The sequence below is a fragment of the Yoonia sp. GPGPB17 genome (assembly GCF_037892195.1).
Lineage (GTDB): Bacteria > Pseudomonadota > Alphaproteobacteria > Rhodobacterales > Rhodobacteraceae > Yoonia.
Genome location: NZ_JATACI010000002.1, coordinates 1,360,132 through 1,371,838 on the forward strand (window position 1 = coordinate 1,360,132; position 11,707 = coordinate 1,371,838).

General features: G+C 55.3%; 8 protein-coding genes. 2 read left to right on the top strand and 6 right to left on the bottom strand.

Annotated features, from left to right (window positions below; translation table 11 throughout):
- The first annotated feature begins 119 nt into the window (after positions 1–119).
- Positions 120–1,505 carry an IS1182 family transposase gene (locus QTO30_RS07375; protein WP_340423514.1) on the top strand — a complete coding sequence of 462 codons (1,386 nt, stop codon included), beginning with the start codon at positions 120–122 and terminating at the stop codon, positions 1,503–1,505.
- A gap of 513 nt (positions 1,506–2,018) precedes the next feature.
- Here QTO30_RS07375 and QTO30_RS07380 read toward each other — a convergent pair.
- The 5 genes from QTO30_RS07380 to QTO30_RS07400 form a co-directional block, all read right to left on the bottom strand.
- Entirely contained in the window at positions 2,019–3,620 is a 1,602-nt protein-coding gene (locus QTO30_RS07380) for an OmpA family protein (RefSeq protein ID WP_340423516.1), read from the bottom strand.
- A gap of 5 nt (positions 3,621–3,625) precedes the next feature.
- Positions 3,626–5,251, bottom strand: a complete 1,626-nt coding sequence (locus QTO30_RS07385; RefSeq protein WP_340423517.1) for a DUF7507 domain-containing protein — start codon at positions 5,249–5,251, stop codon at positions 3,626–3,628.
- Between the two features lie 1,185 nt (positions 5,252–6,436).
- A complete protein-coding gene (locus QTO30_RS07390) occupies positions 6,437–7,474 on the bottom strand; it encodes an IS110 family transposase (protein ID WP_340423519.1) in 1,038 nt (345 codons plus the stop codon).
- Positions 7,475–7,837: 363 nt separating this feature from the next.
- Complete coding sequence (locus QTO30_RS07395; protein ID WP_340423521.1) at positions 7,838–8,668, bottom strand: hypothetical protein; 831 nt, start codon at positions 8,666–8,668, stop codon at positions 7,838–7,840.
- Positions 8,665–10,023: a site-specific DNA-methyltransferase gene (locus QTO30_RS07400; RefSeq protein WP_340423522.1), complete on the bottom strand. Its 1,359-nt coding sequence runs from the start codon at positions 10,021–10,023 to the stop codon at positions 8,665–8,667. The genes QTO30_RS07395 and QTO30_RS07400 overlap by 4 nt, the downstream gene beginning before the upstream one ends.
- A gap of 926 nt (positions 10,024–10,949) precedes the next feature.
- On the opposite strand from QTO30_RS07400, the gene QTO30_RS07405 reads away from it, so the two are divergent.
- Positions 10,950–11,444: an SOS response-associated peptidase family protein gene (locus QTO30_RS07405; RefSeq protein WP_340423524.1), complete on the top strand. Its 495-nt coding sequence runs from the start codon at positions 10,950–10,952 to the stop codon at positions 11,442–11,444.
- Here QTO30_RS07405 and QTO30_RS07410 read toward each other — a convergent pair.
- Positions 11,361–11,669 carry a glycosyltransferase family 2 protein gene (locus QTO30_RS07410; protein WP_340423525.1) on the bottom strand — a complete coding sequence of 103 codons (309 nt, stop codon included), beginning with the start codon at positions 11,667–11,669 and terminating at the stop codon, positions 11,361–11,363. The two genes, QTO30_RS07405 and QTO30_RS07410, sit on opposite strands and share 84 nt — an antisense overlap.
- Between the last annotated feature and the right edge of the window lie 38 nt (positions 11,670–11,707).

Consider the following 11,707-nt stretch of genomic DNA (forward strand, 5'->3'; position numbering starts at 1 on the left):
AACGAGGACATGGGGCGTGTTTGATGTCTGCTTTCGCGGCGATGCTGTTGAAAAACTCTGTGTTGCAGTGCGGCAAATCGTTTGATTCACTCGATTTATCGAGATGGGGGGATCGAGCGATGATGGGCATTCAAAAGACGGAAGCGCAGCTATTCTATGAGTTCGATTTGGATGCACATGTCCCGCCCAATCACGTACTGAGAGAGATCGATCGTTTCCTCGACATGGGCGACATGCGGGAGAGGCTGCGGCCCTTTTACAGCCACACGGGCCGCCCTTCGATTGATCCCGAGCTCATCGTCCGGATGCTGGTGATTGGTTATGTGATGGGCATCCGGTCTGAGCGTCGCCTGTGCCAGGAGGTGCATTTCAACCTTGCATACCGTTGGTTCTGTCGGCTTGGTTTGGATGACAAGGTGCCTGACCACTCGTCGTTCTCGCGGTACCGCCATGGCAAGTTCCGAGACAGCGACATGCTGCGTCATATCTTCGAGGCAACGGTAGAGCGCTGCTTAAAGGAGGACCTCGTGTCCGGCGAAGGCTTTACCGTCGACGCAAGCCTGATACCGGCAGATGCCAACAAAGCCCGTTCCATTGCAGCCAAGGACTGGAGCGAGGACGTCGCTCGGGCTGCGGGCAATCGCGCCGCCAATGAGTATCTGGAAACTCTGGATGACGCAGCTTTTGGCGCGGCCTCGCCAGTCCAGCCAAAGTTCGTCGCCAAGTCTGATCCGGCAGCTCAATGGACACGTGCTGAGGAAAGCCGTCCCTATTTTGCTTACGCCACGAACTATCTGATCGACACCAAGAGCTCAGTCATCATGGATGTTGAAGCCACGCGGGCGATCCGTCAGGCTGAGGTGGGTGCCTCTCAAACAATGCTGGACCGCACCGAGAAACGATTTGGTATCAGACCGGATTGGCTCGCCGCAGATACGGCATACGGGTCCAGCGACAACTTGGGGTGGCTGGTCAAGAAACGCGGGATCATCCCCTTCATTCCGGTGATCGATCATTCGAACCGCAAAGACGGCGCATGGAGCCGTTTTGAGTTTGAATATGACGAGGTCAATGATCAATATATCTGCCCCAAAGGCTTCGCACTCAAGCAGTTCCGCCGGAATTACTCTGATCCCAATCGCGGCAAAAACATCCGCGGCACACGAAAGTACCGCGCACTCAAATCCGATTGTCAGGGGTGCCCATCGAAAGAGAAGTGCTGTCCCAACGCGATCTGCAGATCGATCAGCCGGGAAGAACACGAGGACGCCCGGGACTTCGCTCGATCCAGCCGAAAGACAAAAGCCTACAAGGTCAGCCGTGACAAAAGGAAGAAAGTGGAGATGCTCTTCGCGCATCTGAAGCGCATCCTGAACCTGACCAGATTGCGACTACGAGGCCCAAACGGGGCCAAGGATGAGTTCCTTCTCGCGGCAATCGCACAGAACCTCAGAAAGCTTGCCAAGCTCAGGCCCAAGAACGTCCAAACGGAGGCTATGGCATGATCTGACCGGCCAAATCAGCCCAACAGGGCCTCGACCGGATCCGCTTCCGGCACAAACCACTCGCGCAGGCGCTCCAGCGATAATCTCCCGGTCAATTTGGTCGAGTTCTTCAACAGAATCGCGGCACATCCTGATTTACGCTGCAGCACAGCGAATGCAGATTTCCCATCCGGTAGGCGGAGAGCATCAGTCCTGGGATGCGTTCAGATCATGTCTGCTTTGGCTGGCACCGGTCATCCGAGCAAATCCGTCAGATAACCGTTATGAGCCCATAGCGGAAGTCTTCAAGCTATGCTGCGCGCGCTCGCAGCATGAAAATCGCCGCACCTGCTCGGTTCGTGGCGCTGCATAGCGGCGGAGATACCTGCCATTCAATCGTGTTGCAGCGAAGATTTAGGCGGCAAGGATCAAGTCGCGGGAATTTGCTGTCGTTCGTTGGACTACGTTCAGTTTCTGCTCATAAGGGGCGCACTATTGGCGCCCCTTGGGATTGTGAGTGGGAGTGCGTTTAGTTTACCAATTGAACTCGAGTGTTTGCGCAACCTCAATGCTTCCAGAGGCCAATGCACCGAAGCTTGATCGGCTCACGCCTGCTCCATCAAAGATCTCGCTGGAGCGCGCGACCGCAACGGAGGCTGTTTGACGCTCATCGATGACTTCGTAGTCAAAGCTCATGTCCCATTGCGCATGGGTTTCTGCTTCAGCCAGCGTCTCATATCCAATAGAACCACCCGCACCGCAGGCATCTTCTTGGTCTTCGTCGCTGTTCGTCACACAGAACACACGTGGGATAAACGTCAATGTTCGTGTTTCCATGGTGCGCGCCAGGCCAATCTCGGCGAAGCCGCGTGCATAGGTCGCCGGATCAATCTCGAGCTCGACATTGGACACCGAGATTTCTGATCCAAAGGCTTCACCGTAGCCGACGTCAATGCCAACACGTGGGCGGATTTTGCCATTTTCAGTCGTGTATTTGCCACCAAGCGCACCACCGGCGAAGACGCCGTAGTATTGGTAGTTGCCATCAACATCTGCACCAGCGTTCAGCTCGAAGTTATGCTGACCGATGGCGGCACTGCCGTAGTAGCTCAGGATCAAGCCATTGAGCGCACCATGCGCGCCATATAGACCAGCATGCAAACCAACACCGGTGATTGTACCTGATGCGTCAGGGTGTTCGATGTCGTAGCGCGAGACATACCCCTCGAGAAAGCGGCCAAACAAGCTGCCGTCCGCCTGACGTTCACGCAGAGTGCCAAGGCTCCAGAGCCCCATTGTCCCCTGATCATCGTTATGGGTTACGTTCAGCTCGCTCCATGTCTCGGAGTAGGTGCTGGAAAGGCAGTTGTAGTTCTGGGATGCATAAGTTCCGCTAAGCGCCGCGCCGTTGTCATTGCCAGTTCCGTTCAGGCGACGTTGCGGTGCAGTATCGTTATCACAGCGGTAGTCACGCGGATCCTCTTCACCAATGTATGTGAACTCAACGCGACGGTTCAGCGCCTGACCCTCAGGGGTCGCATTTGTTGCGATGGGACGGCTTTCGTCGAAACCACGTGTCTGCAACCGCTCTGTCGCGATGCCACGCTGGACAAGTGCTGCCTTAACCGCATTCACACGGTTGCTGCTCAAGACAACGTTGTAGGCATCACTCCCCGGCGAGGACGTGTGCCCGTCAATCCAGAAATCCGACGTCTCGCAGGTATTCAAGATACGCGCAATTTCATCCAGCAAAGCGTTGTTGGAGGCATCAATGAAGAAGCTGTCATTTGCAAAGCGTACAGGTGTCTGTTGCAGCAGCTCGTTGATCTCCTGACCGCAGGCGCGACCACGGTTGAACCGCAACCGGTCGGCCGCATCCCGCGAGATACGCGAGGCATTGTTCGACAGGATCGTGACCGTCCGCAACAGATCATCGGATAGAATCTCTTCGACGATTTCAATATTCACGGAGGGTGAAACTGCGGTCACGGCAGGTGTGTCTGTGTCATCACTGACAACGGTCGAGTCGGGTGCAACACCAGATGCTCTGGCAGAGTTGCTGACACCGCCAGCTTCCGCCGCCTCGTCAGGGATCAGATAGTCAAACGTATAGGTCGCAGTCTCACCGGGGGCCAACGTGCTTAAGCAGGTGAGGCTGGCGTCACGCCGCTATTGGCGACAAAGCTCACTTGGCTGGTCAGATCTGTTTGGGCACCAGACGCGTCAAGACCCAAGCTCAGGATATCAGAGGCAATCTGGACACCCGTTAGAGTCACATCTCCGGTGTTGGTAACCACAAGGTTGTAGGCAATCGTGTCGCCGGGATCGGTGACTTCAGAGTTCTGTCCGCCTGCGATGGTGGCGACACCTGTCTTAACAACCGAGAGACCCGGGTCAGCCGCAGGCACGGGTGTCGGCGTTGGATCTCCCGTTGGATCGCCGGGGTTATCCGTCGGATCGGTACCATTGTCGGACAGGTCGGTCACAGTTGTATCGTCAGGAGCGTCGCCACCGGCTGTTGCGATGTTACCCAGGGAGGCTGGCGCACCGGCTGCATTCGGATCGATGTTCACTGTGAACACAACCTGATAGCTGTCACCCGGGATCAAAACACCACCGGTGCCAACCAGGCTGTTCGTGCCATCATAGGTGGTGACTTGGGCTGGCAACGTCGAGCCAGCGCTGATCGTCACAGCTGTCACAGTAGGCTGCGTGATCACACCGTTGAATGCAGTACCCAGCTGAGCCGTCGCGGTCAGGTCATCAACCAATGTCAACGTATCAAGCGTCACATCACCAGTGTTCTGCACCAGAATCGTATATGTCGCATCGAATGTCCCATCGGACTGGACCGCACCCACGCTCACAGACTTCGATGAACCAATCTCTGGATAAGGTGAATAACTAATAACGACCAATCCACTTCCGCCGCGCGAAAAGGTTGTGCTTGTGCCAACGCCGACGCCCGCCTGGTAGTCGGCGTCGCTCGTATTTGGAGGCAGGTTCTGGAAGGTTGAAAATGCCGCCGCAAACCCAAGGTCGGGTGTCGCAAGCAGGACTGGACTGGTGATTGCGCCCGCGACAAAACTCGTGCCGCCTTCACCATGAGTAAGGGAGGGATTTTGGCTCAAGCGGAGGCTACCTGCACTACCACCCTCGAAACCGCCGCCACCGCCGCCGCCAAACCCACCTCCAAAAGATTGACCCTGCATTGTTCCAGTCTGCCCGCCCGCAAGAACCAGGTCACCACCTTGACCGCCGCTAGATGCTGAGCTGCCCGCTCTTTCACCGGCGCCACCACCGCCAGCGATCAAAAGCGCGCGACTTTGATCTGTGGCAGTTACTGCTGTTGCACCTGTAAAAATACCGGAAAGGCCACCACCATCAGAGCCAGAGCCGCTACTCGGTCCGCTATACACCCCGCCAAACCCATATGGTGTACCAGACGTGAGAGCCGCGCCATCGCTCCGGCCACCTTGGCCTACAACGATTGTGAGTTGATCACCCGCCGTGACCGGAATTGTTCCCGAAACAAATGCGCCTGCGCCCCCGGTTGAGAAAGGTTGTCCTTCTCGCGACCCACCTCCTCCAGCCCCCCAGACTTTGACGTCAATAGTCCTGACACCTTGCGGGACCGTAAATGTCTGATCTGCACCGGTATAGCCAAATACATCAACTTGTTGGGCCGCTGCATCATTTGGCGTCAAAACAGTCATTAGTGAAGCTACCACCGAGAACTTCAAAAAATGCTGGACCATAGCTGTCATTCCCCAATTCATAGGGATCACAACAATCTTCGGCACGCTCGGCGCATCGACGTTTAGAGTTACTATGGGTCCGTTACAACTAGTAAATTGTGTAGTGCCGCCAACAGAAATGTCGCTGGTAACCTGTGACGCTAACTCGCTCCGGCCCTTCTGCGGCAACGTCACGCATGTTGAAAGAAGCTCTAGGATCCAAGTCTGAAATTTCCGCATAGCCGTTCACCTCAATAAACAATTAACCTCTTAAATTTCAGGTGAACCAAGCAGAACTATGCTCGAAATGAATGCAATGAATGCAATGAATGATCAATGTAAGAGAATGTAAGGGACTGTAAGAGACCGTCGCTACTTTAGCAAATTTCCGAAAACACAATGAGATCGAATGCTGGGTGATGAGCTGAGCCATATGTCGATTTCATGTCCAAGATTGCGATGTTTCAAAGCCTAAAGGGGTAGCGGACATTGATTTCCATAGTTGAATGACAGGTTTGTCCCGCATCTGAGTTGTCCGATGGATCTGCGGCGAATTTACGGTTTCGGTTCACGCCGCCCTGACGCCCGCGAACGTCCGGTTCCTTGACACTTGCTGCGCGGCAGCGGTAGGCCTGCCGTAACCGCGAAGGGATGCTGCGTCAGCGAAGTGTCAAAATCCAAGGTCAGTTTTGTCCGGATAGCGTTGAAGAAGTCGCTGTTGGCGCTGTCGATGGGAGAAGCCCGAAGCAGGTGTGATGCTACTCTCAGCCTGTTGGTTGCGGTTCTGGCACCAGTTTTGTGAGTTTGCGGAGGTTCTGGGCGGTTGCTGCTGGTTGGAACTGCTCATATGCGCCTTTGGTTCCTCGAAGTCTCATCATTGGGACGCCGAATGAACTCGATGTGACGGGTACTGCGCCTTGAACGAATGTCGGCTTCTCTATCGCGGCCCATGTCAAGAGCGGTTCATTGGGTCATATTATGTTCCTTCATTTATTGATCTGTCTCGCAGATGTGCCGTCACGGAGCTCGTGCTTCTCTTCGAGGTCGGCGGGTGGCCGCCTCATGATGGGGTAAGAAGAATGACGTGGTTCAATCTTTCGAGCGCCCTTGCTGCAAGCGCAGCAGGATCTGCCGACATTGCGAACTCACGTCACCCGTCGTCCCCGTGAGGACATCATTCTTCCGGGGCAGATCTCGGGATCAGAACCTGTTTTGTCAGGCTGCCTTTGCAGCGCTATTGTTGAAGCGGAAGTCAGTGCCATCGATCCACATGCGGTGGAGAATGACGGCAATACGCCTGGCGAGTGCGACGGTCGCGCGCCGCAAACCGCGTCGTTGTGCAACCCGCATCGCCCACGCTTTGAGCCATGACCACTTCTTGGAATGGGTGAGCGTTGATTGGGCCGCCTCATAGAGCATGGTCCGCAGCATGGCGTCCCCACACTTGGAGATGCCGCCGTCATAGTCGATCTCGCCTGATTGGTATCGCTTAGGCGTTAGACCGGCATGCGCACCAACATCTCGGGAATGAACAAAGCGGTGCGGCTGATCGACCGATGTGCGGTAAGTCAGAGCAACGACCGGTCCAACCCCAGGCATTGTCATGAGCCGTCGGCATACCGGGTCGTCACGCACGATGCTAAGAAGCATCTTGTGAAGCGTCGCCAGTTGCCGATGCATCACCGCCCGAACTGTCAGCAACGGTTCGACGATTGCTACAAGTCTGGGAAAGCCCTCAACCAGTTCGCGGATCCGTGCTTCGTAGTTCCGCGCGCTCACAGCACCGACCTTCAGGCCGAAGTTGCGCAGTGTTCCACGCATGTCACTCTCGATGTCGAGCAGTTTGCGCTGGAGCAGCTTGCGGCTTGTCAGCAGCATGCGTTGTTCCTGAGCCACCAGTGTCTTGACATGTACCGTTTTGAACAGGCCTACGCGCATCATCTGGGCGACCCCACGGGCGTCGTTGCGGTCACTCTTGTTGATCTGCTGTGCCTTAAGCAGCGCCTTCATGTGCCGGGTCTCGACGCATATCACAGGAAGGTCCGCCTCGGTCAGCCCGTTCACCAGCCATTGCGACAATGGGCCCGCCTCAATCCCAACCCGGACATAATCGCCACCGATTGTGCTCAGCAGTGCGACTATGTCACCCGGCTCAGTTGGAACTTTGCTCTCGCAAATTACCTTGCCGACTTCATCAACAACGCACACTGCTGTCTCTCGCACCGAGACATCCAAACCCACAAAATACGTCATATCGCCATTCCTTCCTTGATGCTCAAGGCCAGGATGACCCCGATCACATCAACATAAATGAAGGGGCTGCAATCCAATCACAGCATTCGAAATCGCAGCCGCCGCGATACACCATCTTTCAGGCTGCACAGCGATAGCCGCGATCTCAATCAGTGTCACATCGTCAACCAAGTCAGCGCCGACAATTGCTCTTTGAGGACAGTTTTCTTCTGCCTCAAGCCAACTGACGATATGTCGCTCTGAATGCGAATACTTCAGTAGTGCTGTTTGATTAACTGATTAGTCAAGCAGCCCTCATGCGTTCCTGAGCTTGCACATCACTTCTAACCATCTTGCGCATGAGGTTGAACCTAGCTCCGCGGCTCAGTCGTCGGCGCACATCACTCTTTGGCGGATCATGTTTTGCAGCGCTTGCAATTGCGCGTCTTCGTCGAGCTTATCCGAGCCGCAAATGCGCGCGGCGTCCGGAAGCATCTTGATCAGGCTTACGATGGTATCCGCTGACCAAAATGTGGCACCACGTTTGACAACGTGGCCTGCATCGAGCCAGGCCTGACGGGCCTCTTTGAGAACTTGCCGTTTCGACATGACCTCTCGCCGCATTACCTTGCGCATCATATCAGCGTCGCTCAGCCGTTCCCTGCGCGGCAAGCACTCATTGAGAAGCATCGCCAGCAGGAGGCCCCCGGTTGGCGAGTCGTCATCCCTGATCGGTCGCTCAAGCGCATCCTGCCATAAGCACACATCAATGACGCGCTTGGTGCGCCGCATGTCGTTGTACTCGTCTTCATCAATTGGGCCGATGATCTGAACACCGGTGCGCTCATCAATCATGATATCATCGGGATGCGGGAAGCTTCGCGGCTCAGTCCCGTGTTCCCTGCGGTGCGCTACGTATCTCTTGCGCTGCGCCTCTCTGATGGCGCGCCATGTCGTCACAGATCTGTTGATCTCGCGCTGCTTGTGTTCCGCAGCCAGGCGCTGCAGTTCATTGAACTGCCGGATGCTTTGTATACTCCCGCTCAGCGCCGATGCGGCCAGCTTTTGCAGAACGGCTTCCTCAATAGAGAGCGCGGTGGGACGACCATCCTTTTGGATCGTGATCTTGGTGCGCCCTACTGCGTCAACCTGTTCCCAGAAGTCGTTCATGCCACCATCGTCATCAACGGTGATCTTTGTAATCTTCTTTGTCATGGCATTGTAACCTCGCTCTGAGCGCTTGCGGCGCGGTCGCTAAAGCGTTCACCATCTGCGTTGCGGACATCACGATCACCGGTCAGCGCGATGTATCGGCGGATGATCGTGTCGCAGTAATGCGGATCGATCTCGAGAAGTCTGGCTTTGCGGCCGCAGCTGTCTGCCGCGATCAATGTACTCCCAGCGCCACCAAAGCCATCCAGCACGATGCTGCCGCGGCGGCTGCAATCCTTCAGGGCATCAACAATCAGTTCAACGGGTTTGACCGTGGGATGCATCGCAAGCGCCTCGTCAAGCGCCTGCCCTAGCACATTGGCGCCCGCATAATCCCAGACATTGGTACGATAGCGGCCGCTCTCTCCGAGGCCAAAACTGTTGATATGGGCGGCCGTGCCTATCTTGAAGACAAAGACCAGTTCATGTTTGGACCGGTAAAACGTGCCCATACCGGCATTCGTCTTGTTCCAGACACAGAGGTTCTTTAACTCCGCAAAGGCGGTCTCGCCCGCAGCAAGCAGTTCCTGCATATGACGCCAGTCCATGCAGACATAGGCAATAGCCCCGTCAACAGCGACGGATGCCATGTGCGACAACGTGGTGGTCAGGAATGCGGTGAATGCCTCCCGGCTCATCTCGCCGGATGCGACGGCAAACTCCCGGTGCTTCTGCCGCCCCAGACCAGTGACATTGCCGTCAATCCTCACGTTGTATGGAGGATCGGTGAAGATGACTTCAGCCCGGTCGTCCCCCATCAGCCGTGTAATGTCGGTCGCGACAGTGGCATCTCCACAAAGCAAACGATGTGCACCCAGATACCAAAGATCACCACGCTGTGTTACCGCCGGTCCCGGCCGGAGATCCTCAATCGTGTTCAAGGCTGGGTCCGGCTGCGCCTGCCCTGCCCCATCCAAGACCACTTCGATCTCTCCCAGCGAGAAGCCAGTCAGCTCAAGATCAAAGTCAATCTCGGCCAGCGCCTGCAGTTCGATGGATAGAATGTCAGCATCCCAACCAGCATTCTCGGCCAGCTTGTTGTCCGCGATCACATAGGCACGGCATTCGGCCTCGGTGAGATGCGATAATGCCAGCGTCGGTACCTCAGATAGTCCTAGCGTAAGCGCCGCACGGACCCGACCGTGGCCTGCGATGATCTCGCCATTATCGGAGACCAAAACCGGATTGGTAAATCCAAACCGCTGAATACTGTCCGCAATTTGCGTGACCTGCGCGTCAGAATGCGTGCGCGCATTATTGGCATAGGGCGTCAATGAAGAAGGGTGCACATAGCGCAGTGCGTCATGTTTGTGGGTTTGGTCGCATGGATGGTTGGGATTTGCTGCTGTTGAAGCCATAGTCGAGACCTTTGTTCATGATGGAAGTTACCTCGTGATCAATGAACTAATCTGTCTGAACCGCGCAAAATACACGCAAGGGTTTGCGGGGTAAAACCTCGGATGAATGCAACAATCACGCTATGATCTGCGTCCTGAACAGTCTCAGGACTGCGAAGTTAACGCCCAAATGCAATGCCGAGATGCGCGGAGATGTGACTGCTGTCATGGACCACGTTATGTCGGTGCGACTATGCGATCGCAGCCCGACCAGCTCTTGTCGGGAAACCAATGGCTGCATCGGCGTAGGTGGCGCTACACAATCAGGTGCCTGGCAAATTAAAGCCAAACATCAATTATACATATCGACACCGGCATCCCAGAAGATGCCACAGTCTCCCCAGCAAACGACAATCCAATCCCACTTATCGACACTGCCATCCCGCAAAACGACAACCACAGTACACAATACGCTCTCAAAACCGCAACAAGGTGACCGAAAACGACCCCAAAGCAGCAATCAAATCCCGCATAGCGCGCCACAAAAATGGGCCTAGGAAGGAGCGCGGAAATAACCGCGAAACCATAAACTCATGAAATATATAACCAATATCACATACCTCATCCCTGCACCCCGCATGCAGAGACGCGTTCGAGAAAAAATCTCCGCTCCGCCATCAAGTATAAAATATTTGTTTTCAAACACTTATAGCTATTCATTGACCATCGCTGACCAACGTTATTGACCAATGATTGCTGGCACGGATACGCAAAGCCTAGCGTTTAAGCCTCTAGCTGATAGCAATAGTTTGGTTGAGAGGTGCCCTCGCCGATTAATCTTGAGTAAGCACAAGCGGTAAGTCTTGCATCATTTGGAGCTAAACTGGATTTGAGCTATCGAGTTAACAGACCCATTTTGCGGCAAAGCACTGCTCGTCGGTTGGGGCATGCCCTCCCCGGCTTTTGCGCTGAAAGGCAAGAAGACCGACCGCGGCGTCACCAATGTCCGCAACACGCAGTCCCCGCACTGGCGGCGCTGGCTCGGTGTAGAGCATCGTTGCGTGGTCCCGTTCACGTCCTTTGCGGAGCCGTGGAATAGGCAAGGCATGCCCTCAGAGAACGTCTGGTTCGCGGTGGGCGAGGATGAGCCTATCGGCTTCTTCGCAGGTATCTGGACGCAGTGGACATCCGTGAGGAAGCTGAAGGACGGAGAGACCACCGACAATCTGTTCGGGTTCCTGACAACGGAAGCCAATGCGGAGGTTGCGAAGGTTCACCCTAAGGCCATGCCGGTGGTGCTGACTGATTTGGCCGATGCAAATGCTTGGCTATCGTCAAACTCAAATGATGCACTCGCGCTACAACGACCGCTGATGCGGCAGGCCCGACGCTACCGCATCTTCCGAGTCTATCTTGTCACCGTATTTGTTATTGCTTCTTAAGACGATGACATCGCGCTGCGCAGCAAGAAACGCGGCGGTTGCATGGGTGGACCTATCGTCCACAAATACAAAGCGTTTAACGCCAAGCTTTCGATAGTGCTGTAGAAACGGGGGCAGGAAGTGCATTTCATTGTGCACAAGTGCTGACAATGTGAACCCGGACGGATCTGACAGGTCGCCGGATACGATCGTGAGATCATCATACTTCTTAAGGGCTGAGCGCATTGCTTCCCCACTATTCTCCGGACTTCAATGGCACTTCT

What these genes read in the sequence shown, in the direction of transcription:
- QTO30_RS07385 (WP_340423517.1), bottom strand. Translation starts at nt 5,251, where the DNA reads ATGACAGCTATGGTCCAGCATTTTTTGAAGTTCTCGGTGGTAGCTTCA.
- QTO30_RS07390 (WP_340423519.1), bottom strand. Translation starts at nt 7,474, where the DNA reads ATGACGTATTTTGTGGGTTTGGATGTCTCGGTGCGAGAGACAGCAGTG.
- QTO30_RS07395 (WP_340423521.1), bottom strand. Translation starts at nt 8,668, where the DNA reads ATGACAAAGAAGATTACAAAGATCACCGTTGATGACGATGGTGGCATG.
- QTO30_RS07405 (WP_340423524.1), top strand. Translation starts at nt 10,950, where the DNA reads ATGCCCTCCCCGGCTTTTGCGCTGAAAGGCAAGAAGACCGACCGCGGC.
- QTO30_RS07410 (WP_340423525.1), bottom strand. Translation starts at nt 11,669, where the DNA reads ATGCGCTCAGCCCTTAAGAAGTATGATGATCTCACGATCGTATCCGGC.
- QTO30_RS07375 (WP_340423514.1), top strand. Translation starts at nt 120, where the DNA reads ATGATGGGCATTCAAAAGACGGAAGCGCAGCTATTCTATGAGTTCGAT.
- QTO30_RS07400 (WP_340423522.1), bottom strand. Translation starts at nt 10,023, where the DNA reads ATGGCTTCAACAGCAGCAAATCCCAACCATCCATGCGACCAAACCCAC.